Source organism: Phyllobacterium sp. SB3 (assembly GCF_040009165.1).
Lineage (GTDB): Bacteria > Pseudomonadota > Alphaproteobacteria > Rhizobiales > Rhizobiaceae > Phyllobacterium.
The window spans coordinates 192570-211461 of sequence record NZ_JBDYKI010000001.1; the positions used below are offsets into that span (position 1 = coordinate 192570).

Annotated in this window: 20 protein-coding genes and 1 other RNA gene; 12 read left to right on the forward strand and 9 right to left on the reverse strand. The window is 53.8% G+C overall.

Annotated features, from left to right (window positions below):
- Positions 1-69 precede the first annotated feature (69 nt).
- The 3 genes from rpmE to ABKW30_RS00965 all read left to right on the forward strand — a co-directional run bounded on the left by rpmE (position 70) and on the right by ABKW30_RS00965 (position 2509).
- Positions 70-291 (forward strand): 50S ribosomal protein L31, encoded by a 222-nt coding sequence (rpmE, locus tag ABKW30_RS00955; RefSeq protein WP_348596158.1) that lies wholly within the window; start codon positions 70-72, stop codon positions 289-291.
- Positions 292-375: 84 nt separating this feature from the next.
- The gene (locus tag ABKW30_RS00960) at positions 376-1023 is read left to right on the forward strand and encodes an aspartate/glutamate racemase family protein (protein WP_348596159.1); all 648 of its coding nucleotides are present in this window, start codon (positions 376-378) and stop codon (positions 1021-1023) included.
- Positions 1024-1087: 64 nt separating this feature from the next.
- Positions 1088-2509 carry an APC family permease gene (locus ABKW30_RS00965; RefSeq protein WP_348596160.1) on the forward strand — a complete coding sequence of 474 codons (1422 nt, stop codon included), beginning with the start codon at positions 1088-1090 and terminating at the stop codon, positions 2507-2509.
- 67 nt (positions 2510-2576) lie between these two features.
- On the opposite strand, the gene ABKW30_RS00970 is transcribed toward ABKW30_RS00965, so the two are convergent.
- The 7 genes from ABKW30_RS00970 to ssrS all read right to left on the reverse strand — a co-directional run bounded on the left by ABKW30_RS00970 (position 2577) and on the right by ssrS (position 7077).
- Entirely contained in the window at positions 2577-3326 is a 750-nt protein-coding gene (locus ABKW30_RS00970) for a YebC/PmpR family DNA-binding transcriptional regulator (protein ID WP_348596161.1), read from the reverse strand.
- 83 nt (positions 3327-3409) lie between these two features.
- Positions 3410-3838 (reverse strand): DUF1284 domain-containing protein, encoded by a 429-nt coding sequence (locus tag ABKW30_RS00975; RefSeq protein WP_348596162.1) that lies wholly within the window; start codon positions 3836-3838, stop codon positions 3410-3412.
- Positions 3835-4410: a biotin transporter BioY gene (locus ABKW30_RS00980; protein WP_348596163.1), complete on the reverse strand. Its 576-nt coding sequence runs from the start codon at positions 4408-4410 to the stop codon at positions 3835-3837. The genes ABKW30_RS00975 and ABKW30_RS00980 overlap by 4 nt, the downstream gene beginning before the upstream one ends.
- Positions 4411-4440: 30 nt before the next feature.
- A complete protein-coding gene (locus ABKW30_RS00985) occupies positions 4441-5178 on the reverse strand; it encodes a TerC family protein (RefSeq protein ID WP_008128127.1) in 738 nt (245 codons plus the stop codon).
- Positions 5179-5423: 245 nt separating this feature from the next.
- Positions 5424-6248: a TIGR00282 family metallophosphoesterase gene (locus tag ABKW30_RS00990; RefSeq protein ID WP_122083294.1), complete on the reverse strand. Its 825-nt coding sequence runs from the start codon at positions 6246-6248 to the stop codon at positions 5424-5426.
- Between the two features lie 19 nt (positions 6249-6267).
- Positions 6268-6873, reverse strand: coding sequence for a 5-formyltetrahydrofolate cyclo-ligase (locus tag ABKW30_RS00995; protein WP_348596164.1), 606 nt, complete (start codon positions 6871-6873; stop codon positions 6268-6270).
- Between the two features lie 47 nt (positions 6874-6920).
- Positions 6921-7077: non-coding RNA, 6S RNA (gene ssrS, locus ABKW30_RS01000), on the reverse strand.
- A 145-nt stretch (positions 7078-7222) separates the two neighbouring features.
- On the opposite strand from ssrS, the gene ABKW30_RS01005 reads away from it, so the two are divergent.
- The 6 genes from ABKW30_RS01005 (at position 7223) to ligD (ending at position 13857) form a co-directional block, all read left to right on the forward strand.
- Complete coding sequence (locus ABKW30_RS01005) at positions 7223-7822, forward strand: DUF1993 domain-containing protein (RefSeq protein WP_348596165.1); 600 nt, start codon at positions 7223-7225, stop codon at positions 7820-7822.
- A gap of 15 nt (positions 7823-7837) precedes the next feature.
- A complete protein-coding gene (locus tag ABKW30_RS01010; RefSeq protein ID WP_348597555.1) occupies positions 7838-8287 on the forward strand; it encodes a GNAT family N-acetyltransferase in 450 nt (149 codons plus the stop codon).
- A gap of 127 nt (positions 8288-8414) precedes the next feature.
- Complete coding sequence (locus tag ABKW30_RS01015) at positions 8415-9092, forward strand: FCD domain-containing protein (RefSeq protein WP_348596166.1); 678 nt, start codon at positions 8415-8417, stop codon at positions 9090-9092.
- Complete coding sequence (locus tag ABKW30_RS01020; RefSeq protein ID WP_348596167.1) at positions 9089-10387, forward strand: MFS transporter; 1299 nt, start codon at positions 9089-9091, stop codon at positions 10385-10387. The genes ABKW30_RS01015 and ABKW30_RS01020 overlap by 4 nt, the downstream gene beginning before the upstream one ends.
- Before the next feature lie 65 nt (positions 10388-10452).
- Entirely contained in the window at positions 10453-11292 is an 840-nt protein-coding gene (locus ABKW30_RS01025) for a Ku protein (protein ID WP_348596168.1), read from the forward strand.
- Positions 11293-11295: 3 nt separating this feature from the next.
- Positions 11296-13857 (forward strand): DNA ligase D, encoded by a 2562-nt coding sequence (ligD, locus tag ABKW30_RS01030; protein WP_348596169.1) that lies wholly within the window; start codon positions 11296-11298, stop codon positions 13855-13857.
- Here ligD and ABKW30_RS01035 read toward each other — a convergent pair.
- Positions 13854-14654 (reverse strand): Ku protein, encoded by an 801-nt coding sequence (locus ABKW30_RS01035; protein ID WP_348596170.1) that lies wholly within the window; start codon positions 14652-14654, stop codon positions 13854-13856. The two genes, ligD and ABKW30_RS01035, sit on opposite strands and share 4 nt — an antisense overlap.
- Positions 14655-14782: 128 nt before the next feature.
- Between ABKW30_RS01035 and ABKW30_RS01040 the strand changes: the two genes are divergently transcribed.
- Positions 14783-15793 carry a DNA topoisomerase IB gene (locus ABKW30_RS01040; protein WP_348596171.1) on the forward strand — a complete coding sequence of 337 codons (1011 nt, stop codon included), beginning with the start codon at positions 14783-14785 and terminating at the stop codon, positions 15791-15793.
- Between the two features lie 192 nt (positions 15794-15985).
- Positions 15986-16294: a hypothetical protein gene (locus ABKW30_RS01045; protein ID WP_348596172.1), complete on the forward strand. Its 309-nt coding sequence runs from the start codon at positions 15986-15988 to the stop codon at positions 16292-16294.
- A gap of 13 nt (positions 16295-16307) precedes the next feature.
- On the opposite strand, the gene ABKW30_RS01050 is transcribed toward ABKW30_RS01045, so the two are convergent.
- On the reverse strand, positions 16308-18059 hold the full coding sequence (locus ABKW30_RS01050) for an EAL domain-containing protein (RefSeq protein ID WP_348596173.1): 1752 nt from the start codon (positions 18057-18059) through the stop codon (positions 16308-16310).
- 201 nt (positions 18060-18260) lie between these two features.
- Between ABKW30_RS01050 and ABKW30_RS01055 the strand changes: the two genes are divergently transcribed.
- Positions 18261-18869, forward strand: a complete 609-nt coding sequence (locus ABKW30_RS01055) for a CDP-alcohol phosphatidyltransferase family protein (RefSeq protein ID WP_348596175.1) — start codon at positions 18261-18263, stop codon at positions 18867-18869.
- Positions 18870-18892: the final 23 nt, after the last annotated feature.

Below are 18892 nucleotides of genomic sequence, written 5' to 3' on the forward strand. Positions count from 1 at the left end.
GGCTTCCGACTGGAACCACCACAAAGATAGTGGCTCCAGTTTTACGCCCTCCAGTTTAGGACTATACCGATGAAAGCCAACATTCATCCTGATTACCACAACATCAAAGTCGTCATGACCGATGGCACTGAATACGCCACACGTTCCACATGGGGCAAGGAAGGCGATACGATGAACCTCGATATCGATCCATCCACACACCCGGCATGGACCGGCGGCAACGCACAGTTGTCCGATCGCGGTGGTCGCGTTTCCAAGTTCAAGACACGCTTCGGCAATCTCGGCATATAATTCTTTTTGCCTTTATGGCATTACGAAACGGCTCCGCTCTGCGGGGCCGTTTTTGTTTGTGGATTTTCCAGAGGAAGAACAGCCATGAAGATTGCCCTGCTTCACACTGCCGAAAGCAACATTGCGGGTTTTGAAGAGGCCGGCGTGAAAATCGGCCTTCCAGCGGGGACGCTTGTTCACACCGTACGCGCCGATCTTTTGCACGCTGCACGCGAGGCAGGCAAACTGACAGCCATCGTCGCCCAGGAGACAGCAGCGTCATTGCAAGCGCTTACCGAAAACGCCGACGTGGTGGTACTGACCTGTTCCACACTTGGTCCCTCAGTCGAACAAGTCCGCGCGAGCAAAGTTCCAGTCCTGCGTGTCGATGCGGCACTGGCAGAGCGTGCTGTTTGCAATGGTGGGCTGGTAGTGGCCCTTTGCGCCTTGGATACCACAGTCGAGCCAACGACAAAGCTTTTTGAACAAGCGGTTTCCAAGACCGGCGCACAAGTTGAAGTCCGCCTGATTCCTGATATCTGGCATCTGCTTCTGGCAGGCGATCATGCCGCATATTACGCAGAAATCGCTAAAGCGGCGGACACTGCATATGAGGCCGGAGCCGACATTGTTGCCTTGGCGCAGGCATCCATGATGGGTGCAGCCCATCTTGTTACGAAAGGCCCAAGGCCTCTCGACTCGCCAAGTTCAGGACTGATGGCAGCCGTCGCCGCGTATAACCCCGCTGTTTGACAAGCTGCTGTTTCGCCAATAGCTTTTCCCGGGCATATCAGCGTGCATAGGGAGGGACCATGCAATGACCGACGTGACTTCCGGAGCCGGTAAAGCAGCTGGCGCAACGATTGAACCAAGTCTGCATAGGGTAATGGGGCCGTGGCTCCTCCTTCTTTTCATTGTAGGCGATATCCTCGGCACAGGCATTTATGCCCTGACAGGACAAGTTGCAAAACAGGTTGGCGGCGTTGTGTGGCTGCCATTTCTGATTGCCTTCGTCGTTGCGGTGGTTACCGCATTCAGCTATCTCGAGCTGGTGACAAAATATCCGAAAGCAGCCGGTGCGGCGCTATACACGCACAAGGCCTTCGGTATTCACTTCATCACGTTCATCGTTGCCTTTACCGTCATGTGCTCTGGCATTACTTCGGCCTCAACAGCCTCCCGCGCATTTGCAGCGAACCTGTCAGGCGCGTTCCAACTCAATCTCGAATCCGGCATCGGTATTTCTCTCGTTGCCCTCGGCTTTATGGCACTGGTCGCGATTGTCAATTTCCGCGGCGTTGGTGAAAGCGTGAAAGCCAATGTCGTGCTCACCGTGGTTGAACTCACGGGCCTATTGATCATTATATTCATCGGACTGTGGGCCATAAGCCTGGGACAGGGCGACGTCTCCCGCATCACCCAGTTTGGCACTTCGCCTGACTCCAGTATTTTCTGGTCGGTTATGGCCGCAACCACACTGGCTTTCTTCGCCATGGTAGGCTTCGAAGATTCCGTGAACATGGCGGAAGAATGCAAAAACCCGTCAGGTATCTTCCCGAAAGTCCTTCTGACGGGCCTGTTAATTACCGGCATCATTTATGTACTTGTTTCGATTTCTGCCATCACGCTGGTCTCGCCTGCCGATCTTGGTGAAGGCGAAACGCCCTTGCTGAAAGTGGTACAGGCCGGAGCACCGAATTTCCCTCTGTGGATTTTCGGCTTCATCACAATGTTCGCCGTCGCCAACAGTGCCTTGATCAATATGTTGATGGCGAGCCGTCTTGTTTACGGCATGAGCCGCGAGCACGTCTTGCCACCTCTCTTCGGCAAAGTGCACGCGACACGTCGCACGCCCTATCTTGCGATTGCTTTCACAACGCTTCTGGCTTTCGGCCTCATCATGTTTGTAGGTGAAGTTCCGGCGCTCGGCGGAACGACCGCACTGCTGCTGTTGTTCGTGTTCACAGTCGTCAACATCGCAGTGCTGATCTTGCGGCGCGAGAAGGTCGATCACGACCATTTCCGCACCCCGACATTCCTTCCGGTTATCGGTGCTATTTCCTGCGCATTCTTTGCCGGTCCATGGACGGGTCGCGACCCGGTTCAGTACAAGATCGCCGGCATTCTCGTGGCGATAGGCGTGGGTTTATGGGTCGTTACAATACTGGTTAATCGCGCTACCGGTGTAACCGAAAAGTCGGATTTGAGCACACTTGGCGGCGACGGTCCCGTCAACTGATCTTTGCACATAAAAAAACCTGCCGGACTTACGTTCGGCAGGTTTTTGATTTTTTCAAATGTTGAAATCAGGCAGCGCTTAGTTTGGCCAGAACTTCGTCACTGACTTCGAAGTTCGCATAAACGTTCTGAACATCGTCATCATCGTCAAGGGTTGCGATCAAACGCAGGACCGATTGTGCTTTCTCTTCATCAACTGGCGCAGTTGTCGCCGGTTTCCAGATAGGCTTGATTGATTCCGCTTCACCCAAAGCTGCTTCCAAAGCTTTCGAAACATCGCCAATGTCTTCGAAGGCGCAAATGATGACATGGCCTTCTTCATCGCTTGCAACGTCTTCGGCGCCAGCTTCGATAGCCGCTTCCATGACTTTATCGGCATCGCCGACTTCAGACTTGTAGGTGATCTCGCCTACCCGGTTGAACATGAACCCCACAGACCCTGTCTCGCCCAATGCCCCGCCAGCCTTGGTAAAAGCAGCGCGTACATTTGAAGCTGTGCGGTTGCGGTTATCGGTCAGCGCCTCGACGATGACAGCAACGCCGCCCGGGCCGTAACCCTCGTAGCGCACTTCCTCATAGTTCTCGGCATCGCCGCCTGCAGCTTTCTTGATGGCTCGCTCAATATTGTCTTTCGGCATTGACTGCGCACGGGCGTTTTGAACAGCCAGACGCAGACGCGGATTCATCAAAGGGTCTGGCAGACCCTGCTTGGCGGCGACAGTGATTTCGCGCCCCAGCTTGGAAAAGATTTTCGACCGCACGGCGTCCTGACGCCCTTTGCGGTGCATGATGTTCTTGAATTGTGAATGGCCTGCCATGGCACCCCTGCATGCTTGTCTGCGGTTTTGGAATGGGGGCCCTTATAAGTAAAAACAGCCTCGCCGTCCAGCACCGCCAGAATTCATTCAGCGATGCGCAGTTTTACACCGGCATAGCCGTCTGTCGACACGGCAGTACAAAGTTCGAACCATTCGCATCCGCCGCAGGCCGTTCGGGTTATCCCGGCAACGAAAGCCTCATGAAATTTTTGAAGTGTGGGGAGTTTGATCGCGAGGCGGTCCCCTATGTGCAACTCCCGGCCAAGTAGCTCGCCCACATCATGCAACGCTTGCACATCACGCTCGATAACGCTTGGATTGTAACAATGTGGCTCATCAGTTTCGAGAAGGGGCTGGCAAATTTCGTCCGGCCCCTCCCCGATTAATATCTCCTCACCTCCCGCAAGCCGCGCGATAACCTTGTCGTAATTATCGATAAAGGCCTGGCTATAGCCTTTACCGACATAGGTCAGCATGCAAAGCAGGTGGTGCGGACGAAGCCTTATCGTCAAAGCAAACGAATGCCCGAACGACGGATACCTTCAATCGTTGCTGCTGCCAGTGCAGATTTGAGTACACCGCCAAGAATGAATGGCGCAACGCCGGAAGTCCAAGCCACTTCAGCCCCGAAAAGACCAGCCAGCCACAAGCCGCCGACCGCAAGGCAAAGTGCGTTGCCGAGAAGCATGACGATAGCCGAAATGAACGGGTTGCGGGTAAAGCCGAGTTCGGCCAGAAAACCAACCACTGCAGCAACGACAGGAAAGGCGAACAAATAGCCTGCCGTTGGTCCTGCGAACGCTATCTGGCCGGGCATTCCTTCGGCAAGAACCGGTAGCCCAATAAAGGACTGGAGAAGCCAGGCGACCACGGTAATGCCGCCCAAACGCCAGCCATACAGTGCACCAACCATGGTGACAGCAAAGGTTTGCATTGTTACCGGCACAGGAACCATTGGTACGGATATCCATGAACTCACGGCCAGAAACATTGTACCGATAAGAACGGCCAAGGCCTGAGAGCCAAGAGAGCGTTCGGCAAGCTTCAAGGGTACGAAGGCTTGGGCAGGATTAGTCTGTGTCATTTCACATTTCCCCGATAAGGTTGAGTATAGTTAGCGCTTGCGGCGGCGCGCAAACATGTTGAGCGCCTCGACAAGGGCCGAGAAGCCCATGGCCGCATAGATGTAGCCCTTTGGCACATGGAAGCCGAACCCGTCAGCAATCAGTGTCATACCGATCATCAGCAGGAATCCTAGTGCCAGCATTACAATTGTCGGGTTGTTCGCGATGAACTTCGACAGTGGTTCAGCAGCAAAAAGCATGACGGTAACAGCGGCCAGAACCGCAATGACCATAATGGCGATTTCGTCGGTCATGCCCACTGCCGTGATGATAGAGTCCACAGAGAACACCAGGTCAAGCAGCAGGATCTGGCCAATGGCAGCACCCATCGTGAGCGTAACCTTGCGACCAATAACATCATCCTTGGCGTCTTCATGATCAACCGTATGATGAATTTCCTTGGTTGCTTTCCACACGAGGAATAGGCCACCGGCAATAAGAATTATGTCGCGCCATGAGAAACCATGTCCGAAAGCCTCGAAAACCGGCTCGGTAAGCTGGACGATAATCGAAATAGTGAACAACAACGCCAAGCGCAAAACCAGCGCGGCACCAATACCGAGGCGACGGGCGCGGGCCTGCTGCTCTTTCGGCAATTTATTGGTGAGGATGGAGATGAAGATCAGATTATCGATCCCGAGTACGACCTCCATTATAACCAATGTTACAAGCGCTATGAGACCGGCTGGCTGATAGATGAAATCAAAATGAGAAAGAAAGGTTTCCATGGGGTCGTATGTCCCTTGTTAAATGACCGGATGGGCAAACTTCATGTGTGACCTGGTGGTCGGGATTTAATATTTGCATCCTGGTTCGATCAAGCTCGCAGCAAATGTCAAAACCCATAAGACCACTAGCAAGTATATGTTTCTAGTAGAGTTTTCGAAATTGGCATTTGCTCGGAGCTTGCGCCCTGGCTGAGTGGCAAATGCCAAATTCACTCCACTAGGAGTGTACGGAACTAAACGTCAACTTATTTCCAGAATGCGGGAATTGTTTCTTCAAGCCGCGGGCCGATACGCAAGGGCGCAATCTTTTCGGCAAGTCCTGTTCTGTCGGAAATCTCTACCCCCACGCCGCATATTGTAGCCTTACCGCTGGCCGCCTCAAACCGGCCTTTCGGCACCTTGGAAAGGAACCTGTTCAGTGGTTCTTCCTTATCCATGCCAAGCGATGAATCATAATCGCCGCACATGCCCGCATCGGACATGTACGCCGTCCCACCATTCAGTATCTGCGCATCAGCTGTCGGCACATGAGTGTGCGTTCCAACGACAAAGCTGGCGCGGCCATCGACAAAATGCCCGAAACATTGCTTCTCGCTGGTCGCTTCCGCATGAAAATCAAAGACCACCGCATCCGCCTGCTCGCCCAGCGGGCATGCTTTGAGTATTTCTTCGGCAATTGTGAAAGGGTCATGCAGATCGGGGTGCATGAAAACCCGGCCCATAATATTGGAGACGAGAACACGCGCGCCATTCTTGGCAAGGAAAACGCCCGAGCCTTTTCCGGCAGTACCTAGCGGGAAATTTGCAGGACGCAGAAATCTCTGCTCCCTGTCTGCAAAGATCAGAGCTTCGCGCTGGTCCCACACATGGTTGCCGGTGGTAACAACATCGGCGCCCGCATTGATCGTATCGTGGAATATTTCCTCGGTAATTCCGAAGCCGCCAGCGGCGTTCTCACCATTGACAATAGTGAAGTCGAGTTTCAGGTCGGAAATCAGACCGGGCAGTTGTTCGTAAACTGCCGTCCGGCCGGATCGACCCACCATGTCACCAAGAAAAAGTAATCTCACGCAAGCATCCTGAATTTCGTCAATTGGCTTTATCGATACTGCCAAAGCTGCGCAACCCGCTTTCCGTCAAGATTGCTTCGAGCGGCACATCGTGGGGCTCGTCGGGCACCGTTTCAACCTTTTGACAATCAAAGGCGATGCCAAGCAGCCTGGGGTTCACTCCCAGCCCCTGCAATCTTGCGATAGCCCTGTCGTAGTAGCCCGCACCATAGCCAATGCGATGGCCTCGCTCGTCAAAAGCCGCCAGTGGCACAAGCATGAATGTAGGATCGACGACAGGCGCATCTTCGTGCGGACCTGAAGTTCCGAACCCGGTCTCGATCATCGGCATATGTTTGACCAGTTCCCGGAAAATGATCGTTTGCTTGTCGACAATAACCGGCAGGCAAAGCCGCGCTCCTTTATCGCGTAACGCGAAAAGCAAAGGGCGCAGATCCACTTCAGAACGGATCGGCCAGAAACCCGATACGATTTCTCCCGGCGATAGCGCAATCGCGGGAAGACCATGGTCGGCAATCTGCAGGGAAGCATTGCTGCGATAGTCCGCGGGCAAAGCATCACGCCGCGCCAGCGCTTCAAGGCGCAGTGCTTTTTTCAGTTCTTTGATGGGGAGTTGGGTTTGCAAGGCAATAATTTCATGAGGCGCCGGCTAACCGGCTCGGGATGAAACAGTGGCGTCCACACAACCGATGGAGAAGTCGATCCCGGGAACCTACAAAGTAGGTGGGCGCCGTATGAAGAAGCCCACGGGCCTCTCCAGGGACAGCTCCCTAAGGGATTATTAAGGCCCCGGGGAATATGTCTCTCCTGTCGTGAGGCGCAGAGCGCCGATCCGAATATAGGACGCCCGCAAGGATAGCGCCAGTGGGACCGGACACGATTTTCTATTCCTGACACAACATTGTCCGTAGCTATGTTGTTGACTGCGTCAGGTCACGATAGTTTCGTGTGCATTGAGGGGGAGACTCGATCATATGACCATAACAATGTATCAGGCATCCGTTCCGGTGTTTCAGCGATTGCTCGCCAATTGTATATCAATTCTGAAGAAAGCCGAGGCTCATGCGCATTTGAGTGGCACTGACGCCCGGCGCATGACAGAGGCAAAGCTTGCCCCCGATATGTTTCCATTGAAGGTGCAAGTCCAGATTCTGGCAGATGGAGCGCGCGGTTGCGTAGCGCGGCTTGCGGGACAGGAATTGCCTGCCCCCGACGCACGGCAGTTCGCCGTGTTCAATCGCGGCTATCATCAGGACTTCGCCGAATCCCACCATACCTTTGCAAGCCTCATCGCCTATCTTCGCGATGCCATCGATTATGTCGATGCGATATCTCCGGCAAACGTCGATGGTAGCGAGAACAAGCCTATCGAAGTGACATGGCGCGACAATACCCGTTATTTTCATGGACTGCCGTTTCTTCGGGACTATGCGCTGCCAAACTTCTACTTTCATTTGACAATCAGCTACGCGATCTTGCGTATAGCCGGTGTCCCGCTTGGAAAGCAGGATTTTGAAGGCACTCCCATCTATTCCACAGGTCCGGCAACTCCGCATCAGACATGGCAGCACTAAAACAGGGATGCATAGATTATGAGTGTTCAAATTCGCCCTTTGCAAAAGTCCGATGAAGCCGAATGGCGTCGTCTGTGGACCGGATACCTTGATTTCTATGAAACCAAGGTGCCAGAGGAAGTCTACCAGACCACTTTTGCACGGCTGAATTCCGACGATGAGCACGAATATAACGGCCTGATAGCTGAGCTTGACGGCAAGTCGGTCGGGCTCACGCACTACCTGTTTCACCGGCATAACTGGAGCATCGAGAATGTCTGCTATCTGCAAGACCTCTATGCAGACCCGGAAGTGCGCGGCAAGGGCATCGGCAGGGCATTGATCGAAGCTGTTCATGCCGAGGCGAAAAAGGCAGGCGCTCATTCAGTGTACTGGCTGACCAATCAGAACAACGATACTGCGCGCCAGCTCTACAACCGTATCGCCAAAGTAACGCCATTCATCAAATATGTAAAAGCTGTCTAAGCCGACCTTTCTCATTTCGCCTTCGAACTGAACCAAAAAACTTCATAACAGCCGCTCCGGCTTGCCCCTTGACGCATTCAAGTGGGGAGCTTATTAGTCAAGTCATCAGATGACTTGAGGATTTAGAATGCAACCTGCGACACGTACAAATCTCGCGGATAATGCTGTCAGCAATATACGCGCTGAAATCACAGCGAGACGCTGGCAGGTTGGTGAGCGCATACCGAACGAGGCGACGCTGGCAGATATGCTCGGCGTCAGTCGCGGCACTGTGCGCGAGGCTGTGCGCGTTCTCGTCGCCCAAGGCTTTCTTGATACGCGCCAAGGCTCCGGCACTTACGTTCAGTCGATCACGGGTTCGGAAGATAGCCTGCTCCGCATTCGCCGTACGGGTCTTCGCGATCAGGTGGAAACGCGATGTGCATTGGAAGTTGAAGCCGCCCGACTGGCTGCCACGCGCTTTACCCCGCAGATCATAATCAACCTGCGCGATATTCTTGCAGATCGCGGCGAGTACAACCCCGCCACACATGACCGTTACATCGAACGGGATTTGAAATTTCACAAGGCAGTCGTGGCAGCCTCGTGCAATCGCGCACTCATCGAGGTCTATGATTTCTTTTCGATTTCAATCGGAGAAATCATCAAGGCGACTGTCACGGGCGAACTCCCGGAACCTGACATGGCGGCACACGCCGCAATCATCGACGCCATCGAATCCGGCAATGCCGAAAAGGCGGAAGCCACCACGCGCGCTTTCATGGCTCCCATTCTTCTGGAACTCGATCGGCTCCTTGCATCATGAACCAGCATATTTCTTCCAGCCAGAGCAGCACCTCCATTGAACAGTTGATAGATGCGGAGATTGACTCCAAGCCAACGCCGAGAGCTCCGGTTTTCAGCAGCCGTGCTGTCGAAATCGTGACCGGGTTAAGTCTCGTTTTGATTGCGTTCAACCTGCGGCCAGTCTTTTCAAGCGCCTCGGCTCTCCTGCCGGAAATCATCGCTCAGACGGGACTTTCATCGCTCGGTGCAGGCGTTTTGACCACACTTCCTGTTGTTTGCCTTGGTGTATTTGCTCCGGTTGCGCCAAAGCTGGCCCAGCGTATCGGGGCCGAACGCACATTGCTCGGTGTTCTGCTGCTGCTCGCCTTGGGTACAGCCTTGCGGGGATTTTCCTCCCTGCCGCTGCTTTTCTTTGGGACGGCACTTGCAGGTGCCTGCATAGCGGTCGGCAATGTACTGCTCCCAGGCTTGGTCAAGCGTGACTTTGCCAGTCGTACCGGAATGATGACAGGGCTTTACACAATGGCATTGTGTGCCGGAGCGGCTAGCGCGGCTGGTTTCACTACGCCTCTCCAGCATGCGTTTGGCGGTTCATGGTCACTGGCACTTGGCGCTTGGGCAATTCCGGCGCTGGTTGTCGCCTTAATCTGGTTCCCGCACGCCTTTTTCCGCAAGGTTAGAGTCAAGCATGCTGGCTTTCGTGTCGAAGGACTCTGGCGGGATCGTCTGGCTTGGCAGGTGACCTTCTTCATGGGCTTCCAATCATCCCTGGCCTATTGCGTGTTTGGCTGGCTTTCACCCATCTTGCGTGATCGCGGGCTTGATGGCGTTACAGCAGGGCTGGTCGTTTCTGTTTCAGTGATGGCGCAGGTTGTGACCTGTCTCGGCATTCCTTCAATCGCCGTGCGCTGCAAGGATCAGCGTCTGGTAGGGGTCACGCTCGTCGCCTTTGCCATAGTTGGTCTGCTGGGAATGCTTTTTGCGCCGCTAACGGGGGTGTGGTTATGGGCAATCATTCAGGGCATAGGGCAAGGTGGGCTGATCGCCCTTGCAATGACTATTATCGTCCTGCGTTCGCCGGACTCACATATTGCCTCGCACTTGTCCGGCATGGCCCAATGCATCGGTTATATGCTTGGCGCAATCGGCCCCTTGCTGGTCGGCCTTATTCATAATCTCACCGATAGCTATAGTGCGACATCAGTGCTCTTTGTTTTGCTCGGACTGGCCACGGCCTTCTTCGGTTGGGGTGCCGGCCGAGCCCTTCATGTCGGCGCACGCACCGTCATTATTTCCACCAGACTACCTGAATAATAGGGGGCTTGGAACAAAACCCCTTTACCGGCATTCTTCCCAATGGCGTGTAAGGAGTCGAGTTTTTGGCACCGAGAGCAAACTGGAAAGGCTATTTGAAAGTTGGCGAGCTGACGTGCCCGGTCGCACTCTACACGGCGGCTTCAACGTCTGATCGTATCGCCTTCCACACACTTAATCGCGTAACCGGCAATCGCGTCCACCGTCAGTTTATTGACAGCGACAACGGCAAACCTGTCGAGCGCGAGGATCAGGTCAAAGGCTACGAAGTCGGCGATAGCGACTACATTGTGCTTGAACCTGAAGAGGTTGCCGCCGCCATTCCGGAAAGCGACAAGACACTTTCTGTCGAAGCCTTTGTTGGAGTCGGTGATCTGGATGATGTCTATTTCGACAAACCTTATTATCTCGCTCCAAGCGACAAGAATGGCGAAGAGGCATTCGCTCTCATCCGCGAAGGCCTGAAAGCAAAAAAGGTCGTAGCCCTCGCCCAGACCGTAATTTTCCGGCGTGCCCGGACACTCCTCATTCGGGCTGAGGACCAAGGGTTGGTCGCGACGACCCTTAATTTCGATTATGAGGTCAAATCCGCCAAAGACGCTTTCAGCGATGTTCCGGAAATGAAGATCAAGGGCGAAATGCTCGATCTCGCCAAGCATATTATCGAGACCAAGAAGGGCTCCTTCGACCCATCAAAATACGAGGACCGCTACGAGGCCGCCCTTGCAGAATTGGTAAAAGCCAAACTTGAGGGCAAGAAGATTCCGGTCAGAAAATCAGTCAAGTCCGACAAGGTAGTCGATCTTATGGAAGCCTTGCGCGAAAGTGCCAAAGCTCTGGGCGGCAAGAAGCCGGAGACTGCCAAAAAAACCAAGGCAGAACCGGCACGACGGAAAGCGAGCTGATCCATGGTTGCGCTTGAAACATACCGCAAGAAACGCGACTTCAAGACAACATCCGAGCCCAAAGGCCGCAAATCCAGAAAAACAGGAAACAGCTTTGTCATACAGAAGCACGATGCGACGCGGTTGCACTATGACTTTCGTCTGGAGATGGATGGCGTTCTGAAAAGCTGGGCGGTAACACGCGGCCCGAGTCTCGTTCCGACAGAAAAGCGCCTCGCGGTACACGTCGAAGACCATCCGCTTGAATACGGCGATTTCGAAGGTACGATTCCAAAAGGCGAATATGGCGGTGGCACTGTTATCGTCTGGGATCGCGGCACGTGGGAGCCTGTGCACGACCCGGAGCGGGGCTATGCCAAAGGCCATATGGAATTTGAATTGCATGGCGAAAAACTCGGCGGCCGCTGGCACCTTGTGCGCATGCATGGAAAACCGCGTGAGAAACGGGAGAACTGGTTGCTCATCAAGGGCGATGACGATCTGGCACGCACTTCAAAAGACCCTGACATCCTGAAGGAAATGCCGGATTCCGTGAAGACGGGACGAAATCTCTCGGCGGTGGCAGGAGAAGAGCCCGGCTGGTCATCCAAGACCGGGAGAATCGACAAGAAAAAGACAACGAAAGCCAAAGCTGTAAAACCGGAAAAGATAGAGCTTATCGAACCGAATGTTCCCGATCCCTCAGGCATTAAAGGTGTAAAAAAAACCATACTCCCGGCCTTCGTCGAGCCGGTACTGGCAACACTTGCGGCAAAGCCGCCGGAGGGAGAACGCTGGATTCATGAAATAAAATACGACGGTTACCGCCTTCAGGCGCGCATAGAAGCCGGGCGTGTCAAGCTGCTTACCCGTACTGGCCTCGATTGGACGAAGAAGTTTGGCAAAGAAATCGTCAGCGCATTTCAGGAACTCCCGGTCGGCAAGGCATTGATTGACGGCGAACTGGTGGTTGAGACATCTGCGGGAGCGTCCGACTTTTCTTCTCTGCAAAATGACCTGAGCGAGGGCCGGACCGATCGCTTCATTTTTTACGTGTTCGATCTGCTTTATCTTGATGGCTATGATTTGCGCGCGCTTCCTCTTATCGAGCGCAAATCATTGCTGGAACAGCTGGTCAACGATGCGGGAGACCCTATTCGTTACAGCAGTCATTTCAACGAAAATGGTGAAACCGTACTCAATCATGCATGTCGTCTCAGCCTTGAAGGAATCGTCTCAAAGTTAAGCGACGCGCCTTATCGTTCGGGTCGCAGCAAAAGCTGGGTCAAAGCGAAATGTTCCTTGCGGCAGGAGTTTGTCATTGCCGGCTATGTGCCTTCGTCCACCTCCCGTCGCGCCATCGGCTCACTGGTCATGGGCGTGTACAACGGCAAAAAGCTGGAGCATGTCGGTCGTGTCGGCACGGGCTATAGCGCCGCAATGGCCGAAGATTTGTTCAAGCGGCTTGAGCGGATACGCGCCTCAGAAAGCTCTTTTGCAGAGCGCTTGAGCGCTGATGCCGCAAGGCAGGTCCGCTATACAAAGCCGCAGCTTGTTGCTGAGGTGGAGTTTCGCGCGTGGACCGGTGACGGAAATCTGCGTCACGCCGCCTTCCGTGGTTTGCGTGAAGACAAAAACCCCACTGATGTTGTGCGGGAGATACCGAAGTCGACGGCGACGTCAAAATCTCAACCTGCGAGGCACACCGTGAAACTGACCCATCCGGATCGCATTTACTGGCCAGAGGAAGGCGTGACCAAGCAAGGTCTCGCCGATTACTACACCGATGTGTGGAAGTATATCGAGCCGTTCGTCGTCAAGCGACCATTGGCGTTGCTTCGAGGTCCAGAGGGTATCAACGGACAGGCATTTTTTCAGAAGCACGCGTGGAAAGGGTTGAACCCGAATATATCACTGGTCAAGGACCCGACAGACAAAGATGGCGAGCCATTTATCAGCATCAATGACCTCGACGGGCTCATCGGCCTGGTCCAATCCGCTGTTCTCGAAATTCATCCATGGGGCTCAACAATTGTAGATTGGGAGCGCCCGGACATGATCATTATGGATCTCGACCCCGGCGATGGCGTCGACTGGGAGACCGTCATCAAGGGTGCACATGAAACGCGGGACAGGTTGCAGCAGGCGGGCCTTGCCGCGTTCGTAAAGACATCCGGCGGCAAGGGCTTGCACGTGGTTTCTCCCATCAAGCCGAAAGCGGCCTGGCCTGACGTAAAAGCCTTTACCAAAGCCATCGCCGACAGCATGGCCGCGGACAGCCCGGACAAGTACGTCTCGACCATCACCAAATCCAAACGCAAAGGCAAAATCCTGATCGACTACCTGCGCAACCAGCGCGGAATGACCGCTGTTGCGCCCTATTCAACACGCGCGAGGCCCGGAGCAGCCGTATCCATGCCGCTGGAATGGGATGAACTGACGCCGGGTATTGGGCCTGCCTATTTCACCGTGCTCAATGCACCTACCCGCATGGCTTCAATCAAGCGTGATCCTTGGACTGACTTTCGCAAGGAAGCAGCAGCCCCCATCGAGAAGGCAAAGACGACACGGGCGAAGAAAAGCTAACGCTTTTTCTTGGCTTCGCTGGCGATACTTTTGCGGAGAGCATCCATGATGTTGATGACATTGCTTGGAGCTTCCGCATCGACCTTGGGTTTTGCCGGACGCTTCTTGCCCTTTTTCTTGGCAGCAATGATTTCCAGCAGACGATCCTGTACAGGATCGTCGACCATTTTTGAATCCCAGGGTTTGGTTCGCTCATCAATCAGCGTTTTGACCAACGCCATCATCTTGCTGTCAGGTTTGACATCTTTGACATCGCCAAAATAGTCCTCGCGATTGCGCACCTCGTCGCCGTACCGCAACGTCCAAAGAATGATACCCTTGCCACGTGGCTCCAACATCACGGCACGTTCGCGCCGATACATGACAAGCCTTGAAATACCCACACGTCCTGTTGCCTCCATGGCATCCCGGATCACCGAGAATGCTTCTTCGCCAACAGGATCATCCGGCGTCAGATAGTGAGGTTTATCGTACCATATCCAATCGATGCTATCGGCGGGTACGAACATTTCGATGTCGATTGTGCGTGTACTTTCCAGCCCCACCGCGTCGATCTCGTCTTCCTCGAGCATGACGTATTCGTCTTCGCCGCGCTGATACCCTTTGACCTCATCATCCTCATCCACGGCCTTGCCGCTGACGGAATCTACATACTGGCTGACAACCCGGTTGCCGGTCTTGCGGTTCAGGGTATGAAATTTGACTTTTTCATTATCCGTCGTTGCTGGGGCCATCGCAACGGGGCACGTCACCAGCGACAGCTTCAGATAGCCTTTCCAGAATGAACGAGGGGCCATAAGCACAAACCTTTCCCATACGATTCACGCAACGATCTTGTTCAGCGTTTTGTTCCCGCCGCGGTTTTTCAAACTCGGCGGAACAGCATCCGCTTGGGGGCGTTCTAGTTCGCGATGAGGAGTAACCTATGCAACTTGACCATGCCCATTACGCTAAAAAACTTGGATTGAAGCTGGTCGATCCGGAAAGCTTTACACTCAAACGCGAAACGACAAAAACCGGCGTGCGTTATATCCGCGTCGACGGCCGCCCCGCTGCCAAGAAAAATATTGAGCGCATCGCCGCCTTGGTCATTCCTCCCGCGTGGACCAGCGTGTTGTGCAGCGATGACGATTGTGGACACATTCAGGCTGTCGGGTACGACGACCTCGGGCGCCGCCAATATATCTACCATCCCAATTGGGAAGCTGTGCGCAACAGCATGAAGACCCATCGCCTGCTGGCATTTGGCAAAGCCTTGCCACGCATTCGTAAACGGATCGCACGCGACATTCAGCGACCTCCCACGTCGAGCAAACCACTTGCTGCACTTGCCGTGAAGCTCATCGACAAAAAAGCTTTTCGCGCAGGTCACGAGCAATATGCAAAAGATGGCGGCAGAGGTATCGCAACTCTCAAGAGCAGCGATCTCAAGATCAACGGCAATGTTGCGAACTTTGTCTTTGCCGGGAAATCCAAGAAAAAGAATGAGATTTCCATCACCGATCGCTCTGCTGTCACGCGGTTGAAGGCGCTTAAGCGGCGTGGGCGCTTGTTTCAGTACAAGGACAAGAGACGTTGGCGCAGCCTTCATGCTCAGGAACTCAATGATTATCTTCGTGAAGTTTCCGGCTCGAAAGTCAGTGCCAAGGATTTTCGGACTTTCCATGGTTCGGCGCGAGCCCTGGCTTTTCTTGCAGAGGTGAATGCAGAAACGGACGCTCAGAAAAAAAGGGCTATTGTAGCGGCGATGCGCGATGTCAGCAATTTCCTGCGTAATACGCCCGCCGTAACCCGTTCGAGCTATGTCCACCCTGTTGTAACAGATAGTTTCTTTGCCGGCGAACTGGATCGTTCCCTACTGCGTGCGCCCCACCGCAAGGGGCTTACCGGGCCGGAAACCGGCCTGATGCGCCTGCTTGAGAAAGCCACAATTTGAGCCAATAAACTGCTGGCGCCAAATTTTCTGCTCGCTCGAAAATTTTGCAATGCGGTAAGTGCTGCACACACAAAGCAAATAAAATGCGATTTGCGGGCAGGATAAAAATGCGCTTAGCTTTTGCTTAATTGCCGAGCATCAGGACGAACCCACGTCCAAAAAATATGCTCGCGCCAACAATGGAGGCGTGTGATGGCATTGTTAGACCGGGACAGGCGTATATTTGCAACGAGCGATTGGGGGATCATGCAGCGAGCCCACGAAAGGGCTTCACAGATGCTTGATCGTTGCCCCAAGACACATCCCCGCTGCAACGATCTTGCGCGAACGGTAATGGCTCTTTTCGATAGCGGTGTCCGCGATGAAGATGAGCTGGCGGCGATGGCAGCCAATCGGGAACTTGGTCATCTTTCAGTGCGGGGCCATTTCCAGAAACCTTTTACCTTCAAACCTTCGCAAAGCCCACTTGAAACAGTCAAGGAAACGGGAACCCAGCACTAAGCTTTATGGTCGATTAGACCAGAATACGCTGATCATCGAGAAGCAGGTTTGCGATATCCTCCGCAGGAACGGGATAGGAGATGGTGTGACCTTGAAGCGTGTCGCATCCCAACCGGCGCAATAGCTTCGCATGTTCCGGGGTCTCAACGCCCTCGGCAATGACGTCTATGCCCAACGCCTTGCCAATATCAACGATCGACCTGATAAGAATACGCTGCTCGCGCGAAGTTGTGATAGGCGCGACAAGGCGCCTGTCGATTTTCAGCCGTTTCGGCTTGATCTTCAACAGGCCTATGATCGAAGCGTGGCCCGATCCGAAATCGTCTACCTCGACTTCGATTCCCATCTGTTCAAGCGCCACGATATTACCAAGAACACCATCCTCGATCTCATCGAGAAACACTGTTTCGAGTAGTTCAAATGACAGGATATTCGGAGCTACTTTAAGCGCTCGCAATTGCTCCGGCAATGACGGGTCGGACAAGCGTGACGCCGATGTATTTACAGCTATTCGGGGAATTTTAAGGCCCAGCCGGTCCCATTTTTCCCGGTCCTTTAAGACGACCCGCAAGATTGCCGCGTCCAGCTCAGCCATCAATCCGAGAGACGACATTATATTGATGAAGCTATCCGGTGCCAGCAGCCCGCGTTCCGGATGCTGCCAACGGGCAAGTGCCTCCATCCCGACGATGCGTTGTGATCGGGCATCGACCTGTATCTGATAAAAAGCAATGAACTGCCCCCTATCGAGACCGAGTTTCACGTGATCCGCAATCCGCCTGTCGCGTACAAGTTCGATCTTCAGATCAGGAGCAAAAAACTCGACACGGTTGCGCCCCAGCCTCTTGGCCCGGTAAAGCGCCAGGTCTGATTCTGCCAGCAGGTTCGCAGGATTGCCGTCATCCACCCACGCCACACCAATTGAAGCGCTCATCTGCAGAAGTGTCTCGCCATAGGTAATCCCCTGACGAAGCAGGCGGACGATGTGCTGTGCCACCATATCCAGTTCGGCAAGCGATCCGAAGTCCGGAAGGACTACAACGAACTCGTCACCGCCCATTCGCGCCACAAAACCGTTCTGCGGAACAACAGAGGCGATTACGAGAGCCGCAGACTTCAACACGGCATCCCCCGCAGCGTGCCCCGCAACATCATTTACCTGTTTGAAATAATCCAGGTCGACATGAAGGATTGCCAGTCGTTCCTTGGTGCTGCCGGCAATCTCGCTGAATGACTTTTCAAAGAACCGCCTGTTCGGCAATCCCGTCAAATAATCATGTTCGGCGGCATGCGCGATTTGGGCTGTGCTCGATTCCAGCTCGATTGCTCGTGCTTCTGCAATCGTCTTCTGATCCGACAATTCCTGTTGCAACAGGACATCGGCCGTAACATCCCATTCGGCACCGATATATGTTACTCCGGCAGCGTCCTCATAACGATGCGCCCTCGTCCTGAAATGCCTGATATCTCCGTTGGGTCGTATGATGCGGTACTGCGAAGAGTAGTCACCTTTGCCTGCAATTGCCCGTGTGAAATCGTCTGCTGCTCTTTGCTTGTCTTCAGGATGTATGCTCCCGAGCCAGCGATGAGGGGTCACAAGTCTTTCTATCTCTCCGGTTGCATAAAGCCGATGCATCTGAAGGTCCCAGAGCACCTCATCGGTATCGATATTGTGCTCCCACACGCCTATTTGCGATGCGTCGAGTGCAAGCTCAAGCCTGCGCACAATACTTTGAAAGTCTCGCTCTGATCGTACTGAAGCCATTGTATTTTCTATTTATCTCTGCCGATTCCCTGTGGCAGCCATCCTGATTAAACTCCCTTAAGAAAATATTGTTGCATACGCTCAAGCGAGGTTATTTCATCTTCGAAACAATTATCTTATGCATGAAAAATGGTCAGAGGTGGTTTCCCTGCTACAAGCAGTTGAATAAGGGGAATATGCGCAATCAATGGGGGTGATTACATGCCGACACTTTATTCAGTCAAACCGGCTTTCCAGAATCTACTTCGCCCCCTTGTCAGACACCTTGTAGCCATCGGCGCGACGGCAAATCAGGTTACCGTAACCGCCACTCTCATATCTGTTATCACCGGCGTTTTGATTGCCCTCTTCCCCGAAGCTACGCTGCTGTTTTGGCTACTTCCGGTTGTGCTTTTCGTGCGGATGGCGCTCAACGCCGTTGACGGAATGATGGCGCGTGAATTTGGTCAGGCATCCAAGCTTGGCGCTTATCTGAATGAGATCGGCGATATTATTTCCGATGTAGCGCTTATCCTGCCATTTGCCCTTGTTCACCCGTTTGCGATGCCCGGCGTGGTGGCATTCACAGTCGCGGCGATCATCGCAGAATATGCGGGTGTACTTGGCGTCATGACTGGCGGTGGTCGCGGCTATGACGGACCGTTTGGAAAGAGCGATCGCGCATTGGCTCTTGGTATCATCGCCGCCCTTATCGGCAGCGGCCTGATACTGCCATCATGGTTCGGCTGGGTATTTCCCGTGATGGCGCTGCTTTCAGTCCTTACTGTGCTTAATCGTATCCGTGCCGGTCTTCGCCGCGCCAATTCCTGAAGTCATCTCTGCTGGAGCAAGTC

What these genes read in the sequence shown, in the direction of transcription:
- rpmE (WP_348596158.1), top strand. Translation starts at nt 70, where the DNA reads ATGAAAGCCAACATTCATCCTGATTACCACAACATCAAAGTCGTCATG.
- ABKW30_RS00960 (WP_348596159.1), top strand. Translation starts at nt 376, where the DNA reads ATGAAGATTGCCCTGCTTCACACTGCCGAAAGCAACATTGCGGGTTTT.
- ABKW30_RS00965 (WP_348596160.1), top strand. Translation starts at nt 1,088, where the DNA reads ATGACCGACGTGACTTCCGGAGCCGGTAAAGCAGCTGGCGCAACGATT.
- ABKW30_RS00970 (WP_348596161.1), bottom strand. Translation starts at nt 3,326, where the DNA reads ATGGCAGGCCATTCACAATTCAAGAACATCATGCACCGCAAAGGGCGT.
- ABKW30_RS00980 (WP_348596163.1), bottom strand. Translation starts at nt 4,410, where the DNA reads ATGACACAGACTAATCCTGCCCAAGCCTTCGTACCCTTGAAGCTTGCC.
- ABKW30_RS00985 (WP_008128127.1), bottom strand. Translation starts at nt 5,178, where the DNA reads ATGGAAACCTTTCTTTCTCATTTTGATTTCATCTATCAGCCAGCCGGT.
- ABKW30_RS01005 (WP_348596165.1), top strand. Translation starts at nt 7,223, where the DNA reads ATGACCATAACAATGTATCAGGCATCCGTTCCGGTGTTTCAGCGATTG.
- ABKW30_RS01015 (WP_348596166.1), top strand. Translation starts at nt 8,415, where the DNA reads ATGCAACCTGCGACACGTACAAATCTCGCGGATAATGCTGTCAGCAAT.
- ABKW30_RS01020 (WP_348596167.1), top strand. Translation starts at nt 9,089, where the DNA reads ATGAACCAGCATATTTCTTCCAGCCAGAGCAGCACCTCCATTGAACAG.
- ligD (WP_348596169.1), top strand. Translation starts at nt 11,296, where the DNA reads ATGGTTGCGCTTGAAACATACCGCAAGAAACGCGACTTCAAGACAACA.
- ABKW30_RS01035 (WP_348596170.1), bottom strand. Translation starts at nt 14,654, where the DNA reads ATGGCCCCTCGTTCATTCTGGAAAGGCTATCTGAAGCTGTCGCTGGTG.
- ABKW30_RS01040 (WP_348596171.1), top strand. Translation starts at nt 14,783, where the DNA reads ATGCAACTTGACCATGCCCATTACGCTAAAAAACTTGGATTGAAGCTG.
- ABKW30_RS01045 (WP_348596172.1), top strand. Translation starts at nt 15,986, where the DNA reads ATGGCATTGTTAGACCGGGACAGGCGTATATTTGCAACGAGCGATTGG.
- ABKW30_RS01050 (WP_348596173.1), bottom strand. Translation starts at nt 18,059, where the DNA reads ATGGCTTCAGTACGATCAGAGCGAGACTTTCAAAGTATTGTGCGCAGG.
- ABKW30_RS01055 (WP_348596175.1), top strand. Translation starts at nt 18,261, where the DNA reads ATGCCGACACTTTATTCAGTCAAACCGGCTTTCCAGAATCTACTTCGC.